The following is a 20412-nucleotide window of genomic DNA, read 5'->3' as shown; positions in this document are numbered from 1 at the left end:
CCGCCTCCCGAGGGGACTGAAACCATGAATCTCGAACTCTATTCCGACCGCGCCAAACAGGCCGTCCAGTCGGCCCAGTCTCTGGCGCTCGCCCGCCGTCACCAGCAGTTCGCGCCCGAGCATCTGCTCAAGGTGCTGCTGGAGGAACGCGACGGCCTGGCCAGAAACCTGATCACCGCCGCCGGCGGCGACGCCCGCCGCGCCGAGGCCGATGTCGAGACCGCGCTGAAGAAGCGCGCCCAGGTCACCGGCGGCTCGGGCCAGCTCTACCTGGACGGCGACACCGCGCGCGTCTTCGCCGCCGCCGAGGCGGCCTCCAAGACCGCCGGCGACGCCTTCGTCACCACCGAACGCCTGCTGGCGGCGCTCGCCAGGGAAGGCGGGGTCGCCGCCGAGCTGCTTAAGGCTTCGGGCGTCACGGCCGACAAGCTGGAGGCCGCCATCGCCGAGGTGCGCAAGGGCAAGACCGCCGACAGCGCCGGCGCCGAGGACGGCTATGACGCCCTGAAACGCTATGCCCGCGACCTGACCCTGGCCGCCCGCGACGGTAAGATCGATCCGGTCATCGGCCGCGACGAGGAGATCCGCCGCACTATCCAGGTCCTGGCCCGCCGCACCAAGAACAACCCCGTCCTGATCGGCGAGCCCGGCGTCGGCAAGACCGCCATCGTCGAGGGCCTGGCCCTGCGCATCGTCAACGGCGACGTGCCGGAATCCCTGCGCGACAAGACCGTCATGGCGCTGGACATGGGCTCCCTGATCGCCGGCGCGAAGTATCGCGGCGAGTTCGAGGAGCGGCTGAAATCCGTCCTGTCCGAGGTCTCTGCGGCCGAGGGGGGCATCATCCTGTTCATCGACGAAATGCACACCCTCGTCGGCGCCGGCAAAGGCGACGGCGCTATGGACGCGTCCAACCTGCTGAAGCCTGCCCTGGCGCGCGGCGAACTGCACTGCGTGGGCGCCACGACGCTCGATGAATACCGCAAACACGTCGAAAAGGACGCCGCGCTCGCCCGCCGCTTCCAGCCGGTCATGGTCGAGGAGCCGACGGTGGAGGACACCGTCTCCATCCTGCGCGGCCTCAAGGAGAAGTACGAGGTCCACCACGGCGTGCGCATTTCCGACAGCGCGATTGTGGCCGCCGCCACTTTGTCGAACCGCTACATCACCGACCGCTTCCTGCCGGACAAGGCCATCGACCTGATCGACGAGGCCGCCAGCCGCGTGCGCATGGCCGTGGACTCCAAGCCCGAGGCCCTGGACGAGATCGACCGCCGCCTAGTCCAGCTCAAGATCGAACGCGAGGCCCTGAAGAAGGAAACCGACCAGGCCTCTCAACACCGTCTGGAAAAGCTGGAGGACGAGATCGCCGATCTGGAAGGCCAGTCCGACGACCTGACCACCCAGTGGAAGGCCGAAAAGGACAAGGTCGGCCAGGGCGCCCAGCTGCGCGAAACTCTGGACCGTCTGCGCCTGGAACTCGCCAACGCCCAGCGCGCGGGCGATCTGGGCCGGGCGTCAGAGATCGCCTACGGCCAGATCCCCCAGATCGAAAAGCAGCTCGAAGAGGCCGAGGCCAATGAGACCTCCGGCGCCTCAGGTCGTGGGGGCCCCCTGACCCCCGAGGTCGTCGACGCCGAACAGATCGCCGCTGTCGTCAGCCGCTGGACCGGCGTGCCCGTCGACAAGATGCTGGAGGGCGAGCGCGAAAAACTGCTTCAGATGGAGGTCGCGCTCGGCGGTCGCGTGGTGGGTCAGGACGAGGCGCTGGCCGCCGTCTCCGACGCCGTTCGCCGCGCCCGCGCCGGCCTGAACGACCCCAACCGTCCGCTGGGCAGCTTCCTGTTCCTGGGCCCGACCGGCGTGGGCAAGACCGAACTGACCAAGGCCCTGGCCGACTTCCTGTTCGACGACGAGGCGGCCATCACCCGCCTGGACATGTCGGAATATATGGAGAAACACAGCGTCTCCCGTCTGATCGGCGCCCCTCCCGGCTATGTCGGCTATGACGAGGGCGGCGCCCTGACCGAGGCCGTGCGTCGTCGCCCCTATCAGGTCGTCCTGTTCGACGAGGTCGAAAAGGCCCATCCCGACGTCTTCAACGTGCTGCTGCAGGTGCTCGACGACGGCCGCCTGACGGACGGGCAGGGCCGCACCATCGATTTCAGGAACACCCTGATCATCATGACCTCCAACCTGGGCAGCCAGTATCTGGCCGATCAGGGCGAGGGCGATGATGTGGAGGCCGTGCGCCCCTTCGTCATGGACGCCGTGCGCGCCCACTTCCGGCCCGAGTTCCTGAACCGGATCGACGAGATCATCCTGTTCCACCGCCTGGGACGCGACCAGATGGGCGGCATCGTCCGCATCCAGCTGTCACGCTTCGAGAAGCTGCTCGCCGACCGCCGCCTGACCCTGGACCTGGACGACAGCGCCCTGGCTTGGCTCGCCGACCGCGGCTACGACCCCGCCTATGGCGCGCGACCCCTGAAACGCGTCATCCAGAAGGACCTTGTCGACCCGATCGCGCGCAAACTCCTGGCCGGCGAGATCGAGGACGGCGGCGTGATCGCGGTCACCGCCGGCGAGCGCGGGCTGGAGATCGGGAAGATGCGGGTGCATTAGACGGACGCCTCTGTCGCCCCCTGTTTCGGTTTGATAGCCCCTATCAAAGATGCCAGAGCCATAGCCTCAAGCTCTATATGAGTAGGTGCAACAACCTCCACCATAGGACGTGGCTCGCCGAACAACCACCGTTTGGCGACGCCACCAGCGCCTTTTCGTTTGCCTTTCTGAAATATATCTCGATAGCGGAATGGAGATATGCCTAAAAATGGCATGAAGGTTACCTTATCAGGAGCTTCAATTTCGATTGATATTTCGTTCTCGTGTAGTTCTTTTGCTCGACGTTTGGGGTATGGCTCCATGTATACAACGCGCTTCACTCCGACTGCTAGTATGTGCTTCGTGCAGTTGTGACATGGAAAAGTAGTGCAGTATAGCGTAGACCCTTTTACGCTTTTCCCGAGTCTCGCAGCATCGCATATTGCGCACATTTCAGCGTGCACCACTCGACCATATTCAGTCAAATCCATGATCAGCGCGTCAGCTAGTGCGCCGCCAGCAACCTCTTTTCCATCGACTATTTTGGATTTCGATGTAAGCGCGTGCGCGATCGAGCTCGCGCTACCCAAATCCTTAGCCTTTTTTGATAAGTATCCACCGGACCTAAGCTTATCAAATAAGTCTTTTATAATATCATTGCGTAGATTCTCATTGGGATCTGAACCCAACATAACGTCTCGAAAATCAGGCTCTTCCAAATCCCAATAAGTTCCGCCGAGTGCTTTGGGGACTTCATTACATCCTTGGGTTATTATCTCGCCGTCTGACGAAAAAATCGCAGCTCCTACTTGTCTGGATAGGTCAGAGGAGCGAAGCGATGCCGACTTAGCGGCATACATACCATATTCCTCTTTGGAGGGAGATAGATCAGTCCTACCAAAGAAAGCATCAATGAATCGTTCGGTATGAAATTCAGTGTCCGAACGTTGGATGCCATCTACAAAAACGTCTGCTAGGTGAAACGTTTCTCTGAGTCTTTGACCGAATGGATGAGACTCTTCGGCATCAGTAGCGATTAGGCTCTCTGCCAAGGCATTCATCTCATGCTCTGGCAAATGCGCGTGACCTGAGCTTTTAATGCGCCTGACGTGACCCCCGTTTCTCATCCAGCCATAACGAGAGTCCTTGGTTGATCTGAACTGGGGTTGGCGGGGTTGGCAATAGGCCGGTCTGAGCAGCCATCAACCAGCGCAGCAGACCGGCCGCTCTGTCCGGTGAGCGCCTGTGCGTAGGCCTTCGGCGTCAACCATCCCAGCTTCGAGTGAGGCCGGGTTTCGTTGTAGTCGCGCCGCCAGGTTTCGAGGACAGCCCGGGCGTGCGGCAGCGATCGGAACAGCGTCTCATTCAGCAGCTCGTCGCGCAGCCGACCATTGAAGCTCTCGTTGAAGCCGTTCTGCTGAGGCTTGCCCGGCGCGATGTAATGCCAGCTCACGCCGGCGTCGTCGGCCCAGGCCAGGATGGCGTTGGACGTATATTCCGTGCCGTTGTCGCTGATGATCGTATCCGGGCGTCCCCGCCGCAGGATGATGGCGTCCAACTCGCGCGCCACCCGTCGCCCTGACAGCGAGGTGTCGGCGACGAGCCCGAGGCACTCGCGCGTGCAGTTGTCGATCACCGTCAGGATGCGGAAGCGCCGCCCGTCCGTCATCTGGTCGGAGACGAAGTCCAGCGACCAGCGCTGGTTCGCGACCAGGGGAATCTCCAGCGGACGCCGCGTGCCTATGGCGCGTTTGCGCCCGCCGCGCCGGCGCACCGTCAGCTTCTCCTCGCGATAGATCCGCTGGACGCGCTTCTTGTTGACCGCATGCCCCTCGCGCCGAAGCATCACGTGCAGGCGGCGATAGCCGAACCGCCGTCGCTCCTGGGCCAGGGCCTTCAGCCGATCCCGCAGGACGCCGTCGTCCGGTCGCGTCGCCTGATAGCGCACGCTCGTCCGATCCACGCCCAACACCCGGCAGGCCCGCCGTTCGCTCATCGCGTAGGCCGACTGCAGGTGCGCCGCCGCCTCTCGATGCGCAGCGGGCGTCACCACTTTTTTCCCAGCAGATCCTTCAGCGCGACGCTGTCCAGCATCGAGTCCACCAGCATCCGCTTCAGCTTGGCGTTCTCCTCTTCCAGCGCCTTCAGACGCCGGGCCTCTGACACGTCCATGCCGCCATACTTGGCCTTCCACTTGTAGAAGGTCGGTGAGCTCAGCCCGTGCTTCCTGCACAGGTCCGCCACCGGAACGCCGGCCTCCTGCTCGCGCAGGATCCCGATGATCTGCTCTTCCGTGAACCGTGATCGCTTCATTCTGTCCGTCCTTTCGAGGGGCGGACTCTAGCTATTCCTGGAGGAGTTTAAGGGGGTCACGTCACGCCGAATGATCAGCGATCTCCGATCACTGAAAGAGCCGTAAGCCGAAACAAGAACGAACTGTCGCCCATAAACTCGCCTAAGAAGGGCCACTTCTTCTGGGCGTTTTAGTTGATTGATTATGTAGGCAGTTCTCTCCGGGACGTTAGAAGCGTCGACGTCATGAGGATTTTTCTCACGCGCCAGTCTAAGGCGTTCACGCCGGATTGCGCGTATGCCAATTTTCGCCATCAGAGCGGGATCACCACGTCTGGAGCGCTGGTCATTTGCGTAACCAATTTTTGCCGCGATGGTTTTAAAGTATCCAAGAGATGGTTCTGATGGAGAATCTCCAGTTGACTTATACATTTCCGATGTAATCTTAACGCATTCTGCTTTGTAACCAACGGACGATAACGCGTCGCTCAACACGGTGGTTACTTGAGAGGTGTCGATCCCCACGGCACCCGCAATGCCAAATACAAGCTCCGGAAACTTTATTTGCTCTAGCTCATTATCTGACATGTATCCACAAGCCTTGTGGTTAACGCGATGGAAAGGATCGAATCGGTAGCCTATCGTCAAACGATTCGCACTGAGGGAGGACTGACCAAATCATGTCTCACATAATTTTGGATTCTGAAGCTGAGTTGCGCATGGTTCTCGAAGTGGTTGAGCGCATGGCGGCTCGGATGAACGCACAGTTTGTTCCTGACGACGCAGAGCTTGAGAAATTTAAGCGTGTTAGCTCACACTTCGCACCGCTCGAAACGGCTTCATCCCATGTGACTGCGTATCGATCTTCTCGAGCGGCTTAGATCAGGCAGTCGGCGGCCTTCAGATTTTCGTCGATTTGCAGCCGTTAGAAATCGTCAAATATACTGTGTTCGTCCCCGGAGCCTCCGGTTCTTCGTCACCGCGTGTTTTCGACGGCTCTTAAGGGCTGGCCCTAGACGCTGTCCTCGGCCAGCCCGCCAACTTGGCGCAGTCCGCGAGCGCGCGGCGTCAGGCGGTTGGTCGTCATGGGCGGCTCCTCGTGGCGCACCCTAGCGAAAAGCCGTCAACCCGCGCATCTGCGACGCACATCGCGAACGATTTCAGCACCCTGCCGCTCGCCAGCGTCATCCTCCTGCCCACGGCCCCAAACCGTGCGATCCTGTCTCGGTTCGTCCGGAGGGGGACGCATCGCACGGCCGGGGAGGGCCAGATCAGACGAATTAGACGAATTAGACGGTGTTTTTGTCCGCCGACCGTCTGATCTCGATCAGTCCTGCGGGATCGGATTGGTGCGCGGGTCCGGGCCGTTGGTGACGACGCGGTCGCGCTCGCCCAGGTCCTTGATGATCTTGACGTCGGTGAAGCCGGCGGCCTCGAACAGCGCCTTGACCTGCGGGCCTTGGTCAAAGCCGATCTCGACGGCGAAGACGCCCAGCGGCTTCAGGATGCGTTTCACCTCGGGCGCCAGGTCGCGATAGGCCTGCAAGCCGTCGGGCCCGCCGTCCAGGGCCAGGTGCGGGTCGTGGTCGCGGACCTCCGGGTCCAGGGTCGCGATATGGTCGGTGGGGATATAGGGCGGGTTGGACAGCACCAGGTCGAAACTGGCGTCGCCGAAGCCTGCGGCCCATTCGGTGCGCAGGAAGGTCGCGCGCTCGTTCAGGTCCAGGTTGGCGGCGTTCTCCTTGGCCACCGCCAGGGCCTCGGACGAGATGTCGGTGCCGACCCCGCGCGCGGCCGGCCGCTCGGCCAGAAGCGCCAGCAGGATCGCGCCCGAGCCGGTGCCCAGGTCGATGGCGTCGAAGGCCTCGGTCTTGCCGAAGGCCAGCATCGAGACGTCCATCAGGGTTTCGGTGTCGGGGCGGGGGCTGAGGACGTCGGGGGTGACGTTCAGCATGATCTTCCAGAAGCCCTTCTTGCCGACGATGCGCGAGACGGGCTCGCGCTTCAGCCGGCGCTCGACCATGGCCTCATAGGCGCTCAGCTGGTCGGCGGTGATGGGCCGATAGGGGTCGGTCAGGATGTCCATGCGGCTGGCGCCGGCGGCGGCCTCCAGCAGAAGGCGGGCGTCGATGGCGGGGCTGTCGATGCGGCCGGTCTTCAGCCGGGCCTGCGCCGCCTTCCAGGCGGTCAGCAGGGTCGGGGCGTCGGTGTCGGACTTGGGCGTGATGGGGTCGGTCATGGGCGTTGATTGGCCCGCCCCGGCGCCGATTTCAAGCGCGACGGCAGGGAACGTCAGGCCAGCTTGACCGTTCGCGTCGGGATGACTGCGCGCCGCTCCTCCCGCCTCGCCCCGCTTCGCAACCTGTTCGCCCGCGCGCCGGCGCCGGTCGAGTGCGGCCGGGTGTGGAAGTTTCTGGCCGCCGCCGCCGGGGGTTTGGCCGCCGGGGCCGGCGCCGCCCACCTGCTTTACAGCCAGGGGCACAAGGTCGGGGTCGAGCTGCGCGCCCCCCGCCCCGAACCCCTGCCGCCCAAGGTCCCCACGCCCGAGGACTATGAGGCCCAGGAGCCCGGTCGCGGGCGCATGGCCAAGCGCCCCGAGCACATTCCGCACAAGGGCTGGGTCGACATCGCCTGGCGCACCGGCGGGTCCTATTTCGGCGACCGGGTCGGCTTCGTCGCCGGCGGTGTGACCTTCTTCACCCTGCTGTCGCTATTCCCGCTCCTGGGGACGTTCGTGACCCTCTACGGCCTGTTCGCCGATCCGGCCGACGCCTGGGCCCGGCTGCAGTTCCTCTACGCGCTCCTGCCGAGCAGCATCGCCGAGTTCCTGGGCGGCGAGATGCAGCGGCTGGCGGCCAACTCCAACAGCCAGCTGACCTTCACCCTGATCTGGACCCTGGCCCTGTCGCTGTGGACCGCCAACGGGGCGGTTAAGGTGCTGTTCTACGGCCTGAACGTCGCCTACCACGAGGTCGAGAAGCGCAACATCGTGCGCTACAACCTGATCTGCATGGTCTTCACCGTCGGGGCCATCGTCGCGGTCCTGCTGAGCTCCGCCTTGGTCGTCGGGGTGCCGGTGGTGGTGCGGTTGTTCGGGCTGGAGGAGGAGTGGGGGCTGATCGCGCCGCTGCGCTGGCCGCTGCTGCTGGTCGGCTACGTCGCCGCCCTGACCGTCATCTACCGCTATGGCCCCTGCCGTCAGCGCGCGCGCTGGCGCTGGGTCACGCCGGGCGCGATCTTCGCGGCGGTCCTCAGCCTCACGGTGTCCTTCCTGTTCAGCTGGTATCTGTCCCACTTCGTGCGCACAGACTCCTACGGCCCGCTGGCGGCCATGATGGGCTTCCTGCTGTGGACCTGGCTGTCGGTGCAGGTGATCCTGATGGGCGCCGAGTTGAACGCCGAGATCGAGCACCAGACCGCCGTGGACACCACGACCGGCCTGCCCCTGCCGATGGGCGAGCGCGGCGCCAAGGTCGCCGACAGCGTCGGCGCCAGGCGCGGCAACCCCGCCGCTCTCGCCTTCACCCAGCGTCAGGCCGAGCGGGTGGCGGACCGCCTGCGCGGCCGCCAGAACCGCAAGGCCGCCGAGCGCGTCGCTACAGAATGAAGCGGCTCAGATCGACGTCCTTGGTCAGGGCGTCCATCTTCTCGCGCACCGCATCGCCGTCGAAGCTCACGGTCTGGCCCGAAAGGTCCGAAGCCTTGAAGCTGGTTTCCTCGAGCACCCGCTCCACCACGGTCTGAAGCCGGCGCGCGCCGATGTTCTCGACCGCGCTGTTGGCCGCCACCGCCGCATCGGCCATCGCCTCGACCGCATCGTCGGTGAAGGTCAGGGTCACGTCCTCGGTCGCCAGCAGGGCCTGGTTCTGACGGATCAGATTGGCTTCCGGCTCGGTCAGGATGCGCTTGAAGTCGTCGCGCGTCAGAGCCTTCAACTCGACCCGGATCGGCAACCGCCCCTGAAGCTCGGGCAGCAGATCGCTGGGCTTGGCGACGTGGAAGGCGCCCGAGGCGATGAACAGCACATGGTCGGTCTTCACCGGCCCGTATTTGGTCGAGACCGTGGTACCCTCGATCAGGGGCAACAGGTCGCGCTGCACCCCTTCACGCGACACGTCGGCGCCGGACGCGCCCTGGCGAGCCGCCACCTTGTCGATCTCGTCCAGGAAGACGATGCCCTCGTTCTCGGCCAGTTTCAGCGCCTCCTGCGTCAGGCTGTCCTGATCCAGCAGCTTGTCGCCTTCTTCAGCGATCAGGGGCGTCGTCGCATCGCGCACGGCCAGCTTGACGGTCTTGGTGCGCCCGCCGCCCATCTTGCCCAGCATCTCCGACAGGTTCAGCAGGCCGACGTTGCCGCCGCCCGGAATGTCCAGGCCCTGGATCGGCGAGGCGGTGTCGGCCAGCGCGATCTCGATCTCCTTGTCGTCCAGCTCTCCGGCGCGCAGCTTCTTCCTGAAACTGTCCCGCGTCGCCGGCCCCGCGCCCGGTCCGACCAGGGCGTCCAGAATCCGGTCCTCGGCGGCGGCCTCGGCCTTGGCCCGCACGTCGCCGCGCCGGCGCTCGCGCACCATGATCAGGGCGCTTTCGACCAGGTCGCGCACGATCTGATCCACGTCGCGGCCGACATAGCCGACCTCGGTGAACTTGGTGGCCTCGACCTTCAGGAAGGGCGAGCCCGCCAGCCGCGCCAGCCGACGCGCGATCTCGGTCTTGCCGACGCCGGTGGGGCCGATCATCAGAATGTTCTTGGGCGTCACCTCGTCGCGCAGGTCGGCGGGCACGCGCTTCCTGCGCCAGCGGTTCCTCAGGGCGACGGCGACGGCGCGCTTGGCGTCGTTCTGGCCGACGATATAGCGATCCAGTTCGGAGACGATCTCGCGGGGGGTCAGTTCGGTCATGCGACGCAGATAGGAGAGACCGAACCGTTGCGGGAGAGGGGCGGGGCGTCGCAGCGCGCACAAAATCCTATCGTCATCGGCGAAAGGGCGTCATGCCGATCGTCAGGACCGCGTTAGCTGCACCAGAGCCCCTTGATGACACCCTTGCAAACGGATCGTCTGACCCTTCGATCCTTTCAGGCCGGCGACGCCGCAGACCTGCTCGCCTATCTTCACCAACCGCGCGCCGCCTGTTTCGCCGCGATGGCGCTTCTGGACATGGCGGCGGCCGAGGCGGAAGTCCTAAAGCGCGCAGCGGCTGGAGAGCATATCGCCGTCCAGTCCAAGGCCGACGGCCATGTCATCGGCGATGTCTTCGCCATGTTCGAGGCGCCGGACACCTGGTCCATCGGCTGGAACTTCAACAGCGCCTATATGGGCGCCGGCTATGCGTCCGAAGCCGCCAGCGTCCTGGTCGACCATCTGTTCAAGGACAAGGCGGCGCGTCGCCTGTACGCCTATGTCGAGGACGACAATCTGGCGTCACAGAGGCTTTGCGAACGGCTGGGCATGCGGCGCGAAGGGCTGTTCCGCGAGTTCATCTCGTTCGTGAACGACGCCGCGGGCCAGCCGATCTACGTCAACACCTATCAGTACGCCCTTCTACGACACGAGTGGCGAGCCTGACGGTCAGCAAAAAGGCGTCCCCCGAGCGGAGGACGCCTTAAGGCTTCACGCGCGGGTCGCCCGGATCAGGCGGCGTTGGCGGCCTTGTTCTTGGCCAGCTTCTCCTGGTGGGCCTGCATGCCCTTGGCGATCAGGTCGGCGGCCTCGCCGGCGTCGCCCCAGCCCTCGACCTTGACCGACTTGCCCTTCTCCAGATCCTTGTAGCGGGTGAAGAAATGCTCGATCTGCTCGATCAGGATGGCCGGCAGCTGACGATAGCTGGCGATCTCGGTGTAGTAGGGGTTCAGCTTGTCGACCGGCACGGCCAGGATCTTTTCGTCGCCGCCGGCCTCGTCCGTCATCTTCAGCACGCCGATGGGGCGCGAGCGGATGACACAGCCCGGAACGACCGGCGTCGGGTTCAGCACGATCACGTCGCAGGGGTCGCCGTCGTCCGACAGGGTGTGCGGCACGAAGCCGTAGTTGCCCGGATAGTACATGGCGGTGTGCAGGAAGCGGTCGACGAACAGGGCGCCCGAGGCCTTGTCCATCTCGTATTTCACCGGCAGGCCGCCCTGCGGGATTTCGATGATGACGTTGATGTCCCAGGGAGCGTTCGGGCCGACGGGAATGGCGTCGAGGTTCATGGCGGGTCTTTGCTGCGACTGCGAAACTTTGAAAGGCGAAGGGTGATAGGCTCCCCGGCCCGTCACGGCAAGGGCGACATGTGGCGAACGCTGGCCTCGGCGGGCTTGCGTCGCGGCGCATCATCGCGGACATCTGGATCATGACCTGGACCGATTGGGCGGCGCTGGCGCTCTTCTTTATCTGCTGGCTGGGATACAGCCCGATCCTGTCGCTGATCAGCCGCAGGGGCGGTTCGTTGAACGAGGACATGGTGCATGTCCGGGCCGCCTGGATGCGGTCCATGACCCATCGCGAGATGAAGCTGATCGACAGCCAGCTTATGGGCCATTCGATCAACTCGGCCTCCTTCTTCGCCTCGACCAATCTGCTGCTGATCGCGGCGGTCGCCGGTATCCTGTTCGGTGGCGAAAGCGCGCTGAAGGGGTTCGCCGCGGTCGGGGCGGAAAACGTCCCGACCCGGTTGCTTGAGGCGAAGCTGGCCCTGGTTCTGATCTGCCTGGCGCGCGGCTTTCTGGACTTCATCTGGGCACTGCGACAGATGAACTATGCTCTGGCCATGATCGGCGCGGCGCCTGAACTGCATTCCAACACGGATCGCAAGGCCTTCAGCGAGGCGGCGGGCCAGCTTTTGAACCCGGCGCTCAGTTCCTTCAGTCAGGGCGTGCGCGGCTATTATTTCGCCCTGGCGGCGGCGGCTTGGCTGTTCGGACCGCTTTGGCTGGCGCTAGGCGTCGCCTCGTCGTTCGGCCTGCTGATATATCGCCAGGAGGCCTCGCCCGCCGCCCGCGCCATTCGCAATGCGCGGCGGCTGCTGGAGCAGTAGGGCCTCCGTCAGGGTCTGACGATCAACCGCACGACCTCGCCGGCATGCAGGCGGTCGAAGCCGGCGTTGATGTCGTCCAAGGGAATGACGCCGCTCATCAGGCGATCCACCGGCAGGCGGCCCTGGCGATACAGGGCGACGTAGCGGGGGATGTCGCGACTGGGGACGCAGGTTCCGATGTAGGAGCCCTTCAGCGTGCGCTCCTCTCCGACCAGGCAGACGACGTTGACGGCCAGCGCCGCATCGGGCGGCGGCAGGCCGGCGGTGACGGTGGTTCCACCGCGTCGGGTCATCTTCCACGCCGCCTCCAGCGCCCGGACCGAGCCGGCCATCTCGAAGGCGACGTCGGCGCCGCCGTTCGTCAGGGCGCGGACCTGATCGACGGCGTCCGGGGCGGCGGCGTTGACGGTGTGGACGGGCCCCAGGGTGCGGGCCAGGGCCAGCTTGTCCTCGGACAGATCGACGGCGACGACGGGGCTGGCGCCCGAGGCCAGGGCGCCCAGCACGCTGGCCAGGCCCACGCCGCCCAGGCCGATGACGACGACGCTCTGGCCCGCCTTGACGCCAGCGGTGTTCACCACGGCCCCGACGCCGGTCAGGACGGCGCAGCCGAACAGGGCCGCCTCTTCGAACGGCAGGTTGCGATCGATCTTGACCAGGGAGCGGCGTGAGACGACGGCGCGCTCGGCGAAGGCGGAGCAGCCGAGGTGGTGGTTGACGGGCTCGCCCTCGCGGAAGATGCGGCGGGCCCCGGACAGAAGCTCGCCCCGGCCGTTGGCGACGGCGCCGGGCTCGCACAGGGCGGGACGGCCGCCGGCGCAGGGATCGCAGTGGCCGCACGACGGCATGAAGACCATGACGACGTGATCGCCGATGGCGAGATCGGTGACGCCGTCCCCCAGCGCCTCGACCACGCCCGCCGCCTCGTGCCCCAGGGCCATGGGCAGGGGACGGGGGCGGTCGCCATTGATGACGGAAAGGTCCGAGTGGCACAGGCCCGCGGCCTTGATCGCGACCAGCACCTCGCCGGGGCCGGGCGGGTCCAGGGTGACGGTCTGGACCGACAGGGGGCGGCTGGCGGCGTAGGGGCGGGCGGCGCCCATGTCAGACAGGACGGCGGCGCGAGTCGTGAGGATCATGTGGTCAAGCTCATTCTTGCGCTAACGCCGCCGACGCGATCGGCCGCTTCTTGAGCGCGTTCGTGATCAGACTGTTATCGATAGTCGCTTGACCTAACGTCGTCCAAGCTAGAGCGTCGGGATCGAGAGCGACGGTTCGCGTCGCCGAGGGAGACGACGATGCCGAAACGAGACGAGGGCGCGCTGGCGCAACGGGCGACCTACAAGGCCTTTCACATGGTCTCCACCCGCTGGGCCGACAACGATCAGTACGGCCATATCAACAACGCCAAATTCTACGAGTTCGTCGACTCGGCCGTGAACGCCCATCTGCTGATCGCCAATGCGCTGACGGAATCGATCGGCCTGGTGGTGGATTCGGGCTGTCGCTACACCTCGTCGCTGAAGTTTCCAGATGTGATCGAGGTCGGCATCAAGGTCGATGCGATCGGCACCTCCAGCGTCACCTACGGCTTTGCGGTCTTCAAGCGCAGCGTCGACGTCCCCGCCGCCATCGGCCATTTCGTCCACGTCTATGTCGACGCCGAAACGCGCCGGCCCAAGCCGTTGCCGGCGCGGCTGAGGAGCGTGGTGGAGAATCTTCGCGCGGGGTAGGGGCTAGGGCCCGACGGCGATGGCGGACAGGTCCTTGGACCGGTCTAACGGCGCACCTTGCGCCTTTCGCTCGGAGTAGCGATCCACAAGCTGCGCGGCGTGAGGCCGGGTCAGGACCGTGAATCGCACCAACTCCTCCATCACGTCGACGATGCGGTCGTAATAGGCCGACGGCTTCATGCGGCCTGCGTCGTCGAACTCCATGAAGGCCTTGGCGACGCTGGACTGGTTGGGGATGGTGATCATCCGCATCCAGCGGCCGAGCAGGCGCAGGGTGTTGACGGCGTTGAAGCTCTGGGAGCCGCCCGAGACCTGCATGACCGCCAGGGTGCGCCCCTGCGTCGGTCGCATCCCGCCCATGTTCAGCGGCAGGTGGTCGATCTGAAGCTTCATGATCGCCGAGATCTGGCCATGGCGTTCCGGGCTGCACCAGACCATGCCTTCGGACCACATGGCGTGCTCGCGCAGGGCGTGGACGGCCGGATGGTCGTCGCCGGCGACCTGATCGGTCAGGGGCAGGTCGGACGGATCGAAGATGCGCGTCTTGCACCCCATGACCTGCAACAGCCGCGCCGCCTCCTCGACGCACAGGCGCGAGAAGGACCGTTCGCGCAGGGAGCCGTAGAGCAGCAGGATGCGCGGCGCGGGATCGCCCGGACCCAGGCCCTGTGCGGGCGTCGCCGAAAGATAGGCCGGATCAAGCGCCGGCAGATGGTCGGGATCAGGCAGGGCGCGAAGGCGGCTCATCCGATCACGCGGCGTCCGTCGACGACGACTTCGCCGTCTTCCTTGGTGAAGGGCTTCAGTCCCTCTTGAGGCAGCAGATCTAGCACCGTCTCGGACGGGCGGCACAGTTTGACGCCCAAGGGGGAGACGACGATGGGGCGGTTCATCAGGATCGGATGCGCCGCGATGGCGTCCAGCAGCTGGTCGTCCGACAGGCTTGTGTCATCCAGGCCGAGGTCGGCGTAGGGCGTGCCCCTTTCGCGCAGGACATCGCGCACCGATCCGCCCATCCGCTCGACCAGTTGGGCCACCAGCGCGCGGCTGGGCGGGGTCTTCAGATACTCGATCACATGCGGCTCGATCCCGACGTGGCGGATCAGGGCCAGGGTGTTGCGCGACGTGCCGCAGGCGGGGTTGTGATAGATGACGACGTCCATTGGCCTCAGTCGCAGCAGGGGGCCAGTTCGGCCAGCAAAGGTTGGCAAAGCTCGGCGCGGCCCTGGCAGCAGTCCTTGAGCAGGAACAGCACGACCTCGCCCAGTCGATCCAGATCGGCGCGGTAGATGATCGACCGGCTGCGCCTCTGCGACGCAATCAGTCCGGCGCGCGACAGCACGCCCAGATGCGCCGACATCGTATTGGTCGGGACGGCGAGCCGGTCGGCGATCTCTCCGGCCGGCAGCCCGTCCGGCGCATGGCGGACCAGCAGCCGGAAGGCGTCCAGTCGCGTGGATTGCGCCAGGGCGGCAAGCGCGAGAATGGCGGGTTCCGATTCCATTATTCCAAGATACTGGAAATATGGTTTCGTGCAAGCTAGAGGGGGCGCTGCGGTCGTCGGTCGACCGGGATGGAGCCGCCCATGATCGTCGCCTTTCTGATCTTCGCGGTCACCATCACCCTGGTGATCTGGCAGCCGAGGGGGTTGCAGATCGGCTGGAGCGCGATGGGCGGCGCGGCGGCGGCGCTGTTGCTGGGCGTCGTCACCCTGGCCGACATCCCCGTGGTCTGGGACATCGTCTGGAACGCCACGGCGACCTTCGTCGCGATCATCATCATCAGCCTGTTGCTGGATGAGGCCGGCTTCTTCGAATGGGCGGCGCTGCATGTCGGGCGATGGGGCGGCGGCCATGGGCGCCGGCTGTTCGTCCTGTTCGTCCTGCTGGGCGCGGCGGTGTCGGCGGTCTTCGCCAACGACGGGGCGGCGCTGATCCTGACGCCCATCGTCATCGCCATGCTGCTGGCGCTCGGCTATGGCCCCAAGGCGACGCTGGCCTTCGTGATGGCGGCGGGCTTCATCGCCGACGCGGCCAGCCTGCCGCTGGTGGTGTCCAACCTGGTCAACATCGTCTCGGCCGACTTCTTCGACATCGGCTTCGACCGCTATGCGGCGGTCATGGCGCCGGTGAACCTGGCGAGCATCGCGGCGACGCTGATGGTGCTGTTTGTGGTGTTCGGGCGCGATATTCCCAAGGCCTATGACGTGGAGCGGTTAGCCGCGCCGTCCAGCGCGATCAAGGACCGGGCGACCTTCCTCTGGGGCTGGATCATCCTGGCGTTTCTGCTGATCGGCTTCTTCGTGCTGGAGCCGCGAGGGGTGCCGGTGTCCGCCGTCGCCGCGACGGGGGCGGTCGTCCTGCTCTTCGTGGCGGGGCGCGGCGCGGTCATCAGCACGACGAAGGTGCTGCGCGAGGCGCCGTGGCAGGTCGTGATCTTCTCTCTGGGGATGTATCTGGTCGTCTATGGGTTGGGCAATGCCGGTCTGACACGCCAGATCGCGGGCCTGCTGGACGGATTCGCACAGGGCGGGGTCTGGGGCGCGGCCTTCGGAACCGGGTTCCTGACCGCCTTCCTGTCGGCCATCGCCAACAATATGCCGACGGTCCTGATCGGCGCCCTGTCGATCGACGCCTCGGGCGCGACGGGCGCGGCGAGGGAGGCGATGATCTACGCCAATGTCATCGGCAGCGACCTGGGGCCGAAGATGACGCCCATCGGCTCATTGGCCACATTGCTGTGGCTGCACGTCCTGGCGCGGAAGGGCGTGAAGATCGGTTGGGGCTATTATTTCAAGGTGGGCGTGGTGCTCACCCTGCCTGTCCTGGGCGTCGCCCTGGCGGCCCTGGCCTTACGCCTGAGCGTCTAGCGCCTTAGTCGTCCAGACGCCCGATCAGGAACAGGGCGCCGACGGCGGTCAGGGCGCCCAGGGTGAAGGCGGTGACGATGGCGCCGGTGGCGACGGCGGTGGAGACGGTGACCGGGCGGGCTTCGTACCACTCGACGATGTCGGCCTCGTGCAGGTCCTCGTCCATATAGCCTTCGGCTTCATAGATGGTGTCGTCGGCGGTCATGACTTTACGCTCCGTCTGTCTCGCCCGGATCAATACGCCCAATCGGTCGAGGTTCCACCCCCGCTGCCTATCGTGACAGGATGACGCTCTTCGTTTAGGACCGCCCGCTCAGGTTCAGAACGCTCAAAGACGATCCCATGGCCGGCCACTCGAAATTCAAGAACATCATGCACCGCAAGGGGCGCGCCGATGCGCAGCGCTCCAAGCTGTTCTCCAAACTGTCGCGCGACATCACCGTGGCGGCCAAGTCGGGCCTGCCCGATCCGGCGGCGAACCCGCGCCTGCGCCTGGCGGTCAACAACGCCAAGGCCGAAAGCCTGCCCAAGGACGTTATCCAGCGCGCGATCAACAAGGCCTCGGGCGGCGACGTCGATACGATGGAAGAGGTCCGCTACGAGGGCCGGGGGCCGGGCGGCGTGGGCATCATCGTCGAGGCCTTGACCGACAACCGCAACCGCGCGGCGTCCAACATCGGCGCGGCCTTCAAGAAGAACGGCGGCGCCCTGAGCGAGATGAACTCGGTCGCCTTCATGTGGGACAAGGTGGGCAAGATCACCTACGCCGCCGAGGCCGGTTCGGAAGACGCCGTGATGGAGGCCGCCATCGAGGCCGGCGCCCAGGACGTCGAGAGCGACCTGGTCAAGCCCGACATCTATGAGGATGCGCCGGGCCACACGATCTGGACCGCCTTCGAGGACCTGAACGACGTCGCCGAGGCCATGTCCAAGGTGCTGGGCGATCCCAAGTCCACCGCCATCGTCTGGAAGCCGCAGTCCGAAGTGCCGGTGACCGGTGAGGCCGTCGGCACCCTGTTCAAGCTGCTGGACGCGCTGGACGCCGAGGACGACGTGTCGGCGGTCTATTCCAACGAGGACATCTCCGACGAGGACGCGGCCAAGTACGCGGGCTGATCCCGAACGACCGCGAGTCGTTCGCACGGAACCGGGTCGTGCGCCGGGCGTAACGAGGCTTCACCGTTACGCCTGGAGCCCCCTATGGACATCACCCAGCTGATCCTCGACGACCATGCCGAACAGCGTCGGCTGTTTGCGATCATCGAACAGATCGACCCCAAGGACACCGATGCGCTGAGCGCCGTCTGGTCGCGGTTGTCGGCGTTCCTGGATGTGCACGCCGAGGCCGAGGAGCGGTTCTTCTATCCCGAGCTGCTGAAGCAGGGCGAGGGCGCCAACGACGCCGAGGACGGCACGGTCGAGGGCGAGACCGAGGACGCCATCGAGGACCACAACAAGCTGCGCGACGCCGTCAAGGCGGTCGAAAAGCACAAGGTCGGCACCAAGGCCTGGTTCGACGCCGTGGGCGAGGCGAACGTCGTCAACTCCAAACACATGGGCGAGGAAGAGCGGCAGGGGCTGACCGACTTCCGCATGAACGCCGACGTCGAGACGCGCCATGAGCTGGCGGTGAAGTTCGCCGCCTTCGAGGCCGAGTACATCACCGGCGTCAAGCCGGTGAACAAAGACCCCGAGACCTATATCGAAAAGCATGGCTGAGGCGGCCGCTGCGACCACGATGTCGCAGCATCGTCCGTCCAAGGAACATCCGCGCTCGGCCCGTCGTTGAGCGCGGATGAATCTGGGTAGTCTGGAAGGCGCCGTCCTGCCGATCCTCGGCGCGGTGATCGCGGGCGGGGTCATCGGCTTCGAGCGTGAATGGCGGGGCCGGGCGGCGGGCCTGAGAACGCATATCCTGGTCAGCCTGGCGTCGGCCCTGCTGATGCTGGCGGCCATGTCGCAGGCCGATTGGGCGTTTCGCGCCCTGCCCGACGAGAACATCGTCACAGACCCGACGCGGATGGCGCACGGCGTGCTGACGGGGATCGGGTTTCTGTGCGCAGGCGTGATCTTCCGCACCGGGTTTTCGATCCATGGGCTGACCACGGCGGCGTCGCTGTGGATCACCTCGGCGATCGGCATTCTGTTCGGGGCGGGCCTCTATGCGCTGGGGGCGGCGGCGACGGTGGTCACGGCGCTGATCCTGATCGGCTTGAGGCTGATCAATGGGCGTTTGCCCGCGCGCACGGTGGTAGACGCCGAAGTGTGCTGGGAACGGCGCGAGGCGTCGCCGGAGCCGGCGATCGAGGCGGCGCTGAAAGCCATCGATGCGGACGCGCGACACGATCGGTTCGAGCTGATCGATGGACAGACCGTTCGACGGACCTGGCGATTGAAGGCTGCCGAGGAAGGCCAGCTGAAGCAGCTGGCGGAGCAGCTGTGCGCCATACCGGGCGTGGTCGCCTACAGCCTGGACCCGCGCGACGACTGAAACCGTTCATTGCCCGATAACCCTCTTTGCGGCATGAGGGGAACGGATGGCGAACGAACCTGTCAGAATCATCGGCCTGGACCCCGGTCTGCGACGCACCGGCTGGGGGGTCGTCGTGTCGGATGGCGCGCGCCTGAGGTGGGTGGCGCACGGGGTGGTGGCCTCGCCCGAGACCGCGCCGTTCAGCGAGCGGCTGCTGCATCTGTTCGAGGCGCTGGGGACGATCTGCGCCGACCACGGCTGCGAGGAGGCGGCGGTGGAAGAGGTGTTCGTCAATGTGAACCCGTCCTCCACGCTGAAGCTGGGCCATGCGCGGGCGGCGGTGATGCTGGCGCCGGCCAAGGCGGGTCTGACGGTGGCGGAATATTCGCCGAACCTGATCAAGAAGGCGGTGGTGGGCGCAGGTCATGCCGACAAGAGCCAGATCGCCTTCATGGTCAAACGGCTGCTGCCGACCGCGGGCGAGGTGAAGGCGGATGCGGCTGACGCCCTGGCCGTCGCGATCACCCATGCGCAGCTCAGGAAGCATCGGATCCTCACCCGCATGGCGGGGGAGGGGGACCGCGAAGCGGTGGAGGGGGCGAACCCACGTACCGTGTCTGAGGTCACCCCCTCCACCACGACGCTAGGGCGTCGCGGTCCCCCTCCCCCGTATCGCTTCGCTTCACGGGGGAGGATCGCGTGATCGGGCGGTTGAGAGGCGTGCTGGCCGAGGTCGGCGAGGCGGAATGCCTGATCGACTGCGCGGGCGTGGGCTATGTCGTGTCGTGCGGGGCGCGGACGCTGGGGCGGCTGCCGGCGCCGGGCGACGAGGCGACGGTGCATGTCCATTCGCAGTGGAGCGAGGATTCGGGGCCGCGCCTGTATGGATTTCTGACGCGCGACGAGCGGCGGGCCTTCACGACCCTGCTGGCCATTCAGGGCGTGGGGCCCAAGGCGGCGCTGGCGGTGCTGGACGTCCTGCCGCCCGGCGAACTGGCGTCGGCGGTCGCGCGAGAGGACAAGGCGGCGGTGGCGCGGGCCAACGGCGTGGGGCCGAAGCTGGCGCTTCGGATCGTGACCGAGCTGAAGGGCAAGGCCTTGGGCGACGCCAGCTTTGCGCCCGTCGCACCCGGCATGCATGTCGAGATCGCACCGCCCGTCCCGTCCATCACCGGCGAGGCCGTGTCCGCCCTGCTTGGACTGGGCGTCGCCGAGGTCAATGCCCGCCGGGCCGTGGATCAGGCGTTGATCCGTCTGGGCGAAGAGGCGGAGCTGTCGGCGGTGATCCGCGCGGCGCTGCAGGAGTTGGGGCGGTGAGAAGGGAGTGGCGAGTGGCGAGTTGCGAGTGGCGAGTGAAGAGTGAGCCAGGAAGTGAGCGCAGGGGTGAGCGAGTCCGGAAGACCGCAGGCGCGCCGCCGCTCACCTCT

General features: G+C 65.8%; 21 protein-coding genes and 1 pseudogene. 11 read left to right on the top strand and 11 right to left on the bottom strand.

The window, feature by feature from the left end:
• Positions 1-24 precede the first annotated feature (24 nt).
• A complete protein-coding gene (gene clpB, locus LG306_RS16210) occupies positions 25-2625 on the top strand; it encodes an ATP-dependent chaperone ClpB (RefSeq protein WP_404416685.1) in 2601 nt (866 codons plus the stop codon).
• On the opposite strand, the gene LG306_RS16205 is transcribed toward clpB, so the two are convergent.
• From LG306_RS16205 to prmC, 4 genes are all read right to left on the bottom strand, one after another.
• Positions 2622-3665, bottom strand: a complete 1044-nt coding sequence (locus tag LG306_RS16205; protein WP_404416682.1) for a deaminase — start codon at positions 3663-3665, stop codon at positions 2622-2624. The two genes, clpB and LG306_RS16205, sit on opposite strands and share 4 nt — an antisense overlap.
• A gap of 62 nt (positions 3666-3727) precedes the next feature.
• Positions 3728-4917 (bottom strand): IS3 family transposase gene (locus LG306_RS16200; protein WP_404413560.1). Its coding sequence is split into 2 segments (ribosomal slippage): positions 3728-4665 and positions 4665-4917, totalling 1191 coding nucleotides; the frame shifts between segments, so codons are not numbered across the junction.
• A gap of 27 nt (positions 4918-4944) precedes the next feature.
• Positions 4945-5484, bottom strand: coding sequence for a hypothetical protein (locus LG306_RS16195; protein WP_404416679.1), 540 nt, complete (start codon positions 5482-5484; stop codon positions 4945-4947).
• A gap of 739 nt (positions 5485-6223) precedes the next feature.
• On the bottom strand, positions 6224-7135 hold the full coding sequence (prmC, locus tag LG306_RS16190; RefSeq protein WP_313447052.1) for a peptide chain release factor N(5)-glutamine methyltransferase: 912 nt from the start codon (positions 7133-7135) through the stop codon (positions 6224-6226).
• A gap of 63 nt (positions 7136-7198) precedes the next feature.
• Between prmC and LG306_RS16185 the strand changes: the two genes are divergently transcribed.
• The gene (locus LG306_RS16185) at positions 7199-8503 is read left to right on the top strand and encodes a YihY/virulence factor BrkB family protein (RefSeq protein ID WP_404416675.1); all 1305 of its coding nucleotides are present in this window, start codon (positions 7199-7201) and stop codon (positions 8501-8503) included.
• On the opposite strand, the gene hslU is transcribed toward LG306_RS16185, so the two are convergent.
• On the bottom strand, positions 8493-9794 hold the full coding sequence (gene hslU / locus LG306_RS16180) for an ATP-dependent protease ATPase subunit HslU (RefSeq protein ID WP_404416673.1): 1302 nt from the start codon (positions 9792-9794) through the stop codon (positions 8493-8495). The two genes, LG306_RS16185 and hslU, sit on opposite strands and share 11 nt — an antisense overlap.
• A 135-nt stretch (positions 9795-9929) precedes the next feature.
• On the opposite strand from hslU, the gene LG306_RS16175 reads away from it, so the two are divergent.
• Positions 9930-10460, top strand: a complete 531-nt coding sequence (locus LG306_RS16175) for a GNAT family N-acetyltransferase (protein ID WP_404416670.1) — start codon at positions 9930-9932, stop codon at positions 10458-10460.
• 65 nt (positions 10461-10525) lie between these two features.
• Here the strand turns inward: LG306_RS16175 and ppa are convergent, their stop codons facing one another.
• Positions 10526-11086, bottom strand: a complete 561-nt coding sequence (gene ppa / locus LG306_RS16170) for an inorganic diphosphatase (protein WP_404416667.1) — start codon at positions 11084-11086, stop codon at positions 10526-10528.
• Between the two features lie 140 nt (positions 11087-11226).
• On the opposite strand from ppa, the gene LG306_RS16165 reads away from it, so the two are divergent.
• Positions 11227-11910: a DUF599 domain-containing protein gene (locus tag LG306_RS16165; protein ID WP_404416665.1), complete on the top strand. Its 684-nt coding sequence runs from the start codon at positions 11227-11229 to the stop codon at positions 11908-11910.
• 8 nt (positions 11911-11918) lie between these two features.
• On the opposite strand, the gene LG306_RS16160 is transcribed toward LG306_RS16165, so the two are convergent.
• Positions 11919-13049 carry a zinc-dependent alcohol dehydrogenase family protein gene (locus LG306_RS16160; RefSeq protein WP_404416663.1) on the bottom strand — a complete coding sequence of 377 codons (1131 nt, stop codon included), beginning with the start codon at positions 13047-13049 and terminating at the stop codon, positions 11919-11921.
• Positions 13050-13208: 159 nt separating this feature from the next.
• Here LG306_RS16160 and LG306_RS16155 point away from each other — a divergent pair, with 159 nt between their 5' ends.
• Entirely contained in the window at positions 13209-13643 is a 435-nt protein-coding gene (locus LG306_RS16155) for a thioesterase family protein (RefSeq protein WP_017506452.1), read from the top strand.
• A gap of 3 nt (positions 13644-13646) precedes the next feature.
• On the opposite strand, the gene arsH is transcribed toward LG306_RS16155, so the two are convergent.
• Genes arsH through LG306_RS16140 form a run of 3 tightly spaced genes read right to left on the bottom strand, consistent with a single transcriptional unit; the run spans position 13647 to position 15147 of the window.
• A complete protein-coding gene (gene arsH / locus LG306_RS16150; RefSeq protein ID WP_404416659.1) occupies positions 13647-14390 on the bottom strand; it encodes an arsenical resistance protein ArsH in 744 nt (247 codons plus the stop codon).
• A complete protein-coding gene (arsC, locus tag LG306_RS16145) occupies positions 14387-14806 on the bottom strand; it encodes an arsenate reductase (glutaredoxin) (protein ID WP_404416656.1) in 420 nt (139 codons plus the stop codon). The genes arsH and arsC overlap by 4 nt, the downstream gene beginning before the upstream one ends.
• A gap of 5 nt (positions 14807-14811) precedes the next feature.
• A complete protein-coding gene (locus LG306_RS16140; RefSeq protein ID WP_017506449.1) occupies positions 14812-15147 on the bottom strand; it encodes a helix-turn-helix transcriptional regulator in 336 nt (111 codons plus the stop codon).
• 81 nt (positions 15148-15228) lie between these two features.
• On the opposite strand from LG306_RS16140, the gene LG306_RS16135 reads away from it, so the two are divergent.
• Positions 15229-16512 (top strand): arsenic transporter, encoded by a 1284-nt coding sequence (locus LG306_RS16135; RefSeq protein WP_404416653.1) that lies wholly within the window; start codon positions 15229-15231, stop codon positions 16510-16512.
• A gap of 4 nt (positions 16513-16516) precedes the next feature.
• Here LG306_RS16135 and LG306_RS16130 read toward each other — a convergent pair whose 3' ends face one another.
• Positions 16517-16717: a hypothetical protein gene (locus LG306_RS16130; RefSeq protein WP_055753936.1), complete on the bottom strand. Its 201-nt coding sequence runs from the start codon at positions 16715-16717 to the stop codon at positions 16517-16519.
• 137 nt (positions 16718-16854) lie between these two features.
• Here LG306_RS16130 and LG306_RS16125 point away from each other — a divergent pair, with 137 nt between their 5' ends.
• The 5 genes and pseudogenes from LG306_RS16125 to ruvA all read left to right on the top strand — a co-directional run bounded on the left by LG306_RS16125 (position 16855) and on the right by ruvA (position 20302).
• Complete coding sequence (locus tag LG306_RS16125) at positions 16855-17628, top strand: YebC/PmpR family DNA-binding transcriptional regulator (RefSeq protein WP_045809692.1); 774 nt, start codon at positions 16855-16857, stop codon at positions 17626-17628.
• A gap of 84 nt (positions 17629-17712) precedes the next feature.
• Positions 17713-18231, top strand: coding sequence for a hemerythrin domain-containing protein (locus LG306_RS16120; RefSeq protein ID WP_055753938.1), 519 nt, complete (start codon positions 17713-17715; stop codon positions 18229-18231).
• A gap of 76 nt (positions 18232-18307) precedes the next feature.
• Positions 18308-19003 carry an MgtC/SapB family protein gene (locus LG306_RS16115; protein WP_404416648.1) on the top strand — a complete coding sequence of 232 codons (696 nt, stop codon included), beginning with the start codon at positions 18308-18310 and terminating at the stop codon, positions 19001-19003.
• A gap of 46 nt (positions 19004-19049) precedes the next feature.
• Positions 19050-19541 (top strand): annotated as a pseudogene (ruvC, locus tag LG306_RS16110) (crossover junction endodeoxyribonuclease RuvC); the annotation flags it as partial.
• Positions 19542-19684: 143 nt separating this feature from the next.
• A complete protein-coding gene (gene ruvA / locus LG306_RS16105; protein WP_404416645.1) occupies positions 19685-20302 on the top strand; it encodes a Holliday junction branch migration protein RuvA in 618 nt (205 codons plus the stop codon).
• Positions 20303-20412: the final 110 nt, after the last annotated feature.

This window comes from Brevundimonas vesicularis (assembly GCF_044807075.1).
Classification (GTDB): domain Bacteria; phylum Pseudomonadota; class Alphaproteobacteria; order Caulobacterales; family Caulobacteraceae; genus Brevundimonas; species Brevundimonas vesicularis_G.
This window is presented reverse-complemented; position numbering and strand designations above follow the sequence as displayed.

What these genes read in the sequence shown, in the direction of transcription:
- clpB (WP_404416685.1), top strand. Translation starts at nt 25, where the DNA reads ATGAATCTCGAACTCTATTCCGACCGCGCCAAACAGGCCGTCCAGTCG.
- LG306_RS16205 (WP_404416682.1), bottom strand. Translation starts at nt 3,665, where the DNA reads ATGAATGCCTTGGCAGAGAGCCTAATCGCTACTGATGCCGAAGAGTCT.
- LG306_RS16195 (WP_404416679.1), bottom strand. Translation starts at nt 5,484, where the DNA reads ATGTCAGATAATGAGCTAGAGCAAATAAAGTTTCCGGAGCTTGTATTT.
- prmC (WP_313447052.1), bottom strand. Translation starts at nt 7,135, where the DNA reads ATGACCGACCCCATCACGCCCAAGTCCGACACCGACGCCCCGACCCTG.
- hslU (WP_404416673.1), bottom strand. Translation starts at nt 9,794, where the DNA reads ATGACCGAACTGACCCCCCGCGAGATCGTCTCCGAACTGGATCGCTAT.
- LG306_RS16175 (WP_404416670.1), top strand. Translation starts at nt 9,930, where the DNA reads ATGACACCCTTGCAAACGGATCGTCTGACCCTTCGATCCTTTCAGGCC.
- ppa (WP_404416667.1), bottom strand. Translation starts at nt 11,086, where the DNA reads ATGAACCTCGACGCCATTCCCGTCGGCCCGAACGCTCCCTGGGACATC.
- LG306_RS16165 (WP_404416665.1), top strand. Translation starts at nt 11,227, where the DNA reads ATGACCTGGACCGATTGGGCGGCGCTGGCGCTCTTCTTTATCTGCTGG.
- LG306_RS16160 (WP_404416663.1), bottom strand. Translation starts at nt 13,049, where the DNA reads ATGATCCTCACGACTCGCGCCGCCGTCCTGTCTGACATGGGCGCCGCC.
- LG306_RS16155 (WP_017506452.1), top strand. Translation starts at nt 13,209, where the DNA reads ATGCCGAAACGAGACGAGGGCGCGCTGGCGCAACGGGCGACCTACAAG.
- arsH (WP_404416659.1), bottom strand. Translation starts at nt 14,390, where the DNA reads ATGAGCCGCCTTCGCGCCCTGCCTGATCCCGACCATCTGCCGGCGCTT.
- arsC (WP_404416656.1), bottom strand. Translation starts at nt 14,806, where the DNA reads ATGGACGTCGTCATCTATCACAACCCCGCCTGCGGCACGTCGCGCAAC.
- LG306_RS16140 (WP_017506449.1), bottom strand. Translation starts at nt 15,147, where the DNA reads ATGGAATCGGAACCCGCCATTCTCGCGCTTGCCGCCCTGGCGCAATCC.
- LG306_RS16135 (WP_404416653.1), top strand. Translation starts at nt 15,229, where the DNA reads ATGATCGTCGCCTTTCTGATCTTCGCGGTCACCATCACCCTGGTGATC.
- LG306_RS16130 (WP_055753936.1), bottom strand. Translation starts at nt 16,717, where the DNA reads ATGACCGCCGACGACACCATCTATGAAGCCGAAGGCTATATGGACGAG.
- LG306_RS16125 (WP_045809692.1), top strand. Translation starts at nt 16,855, where the DNA reads ATGGCCGGCCACTCGAAATTCAAGAACATCATGCACCGCAAGGGGCGC.
- LG306_RS16120 (WP_055753938.1), top strand. Translation starts at nt 17,713, where the DNA reads ATGGACATCACCCAGCTGATCCTCGACGACCATGCCGAACAGCGTCGG.
- LG306_RS16115 (WP_404416648.1), top strand. Translation starts at nt 18,308, where the DNA reads ATGAATCTGGGTAGTCTGGAAGGCGCCGTCCTGCCGATCCTCGGCGCG.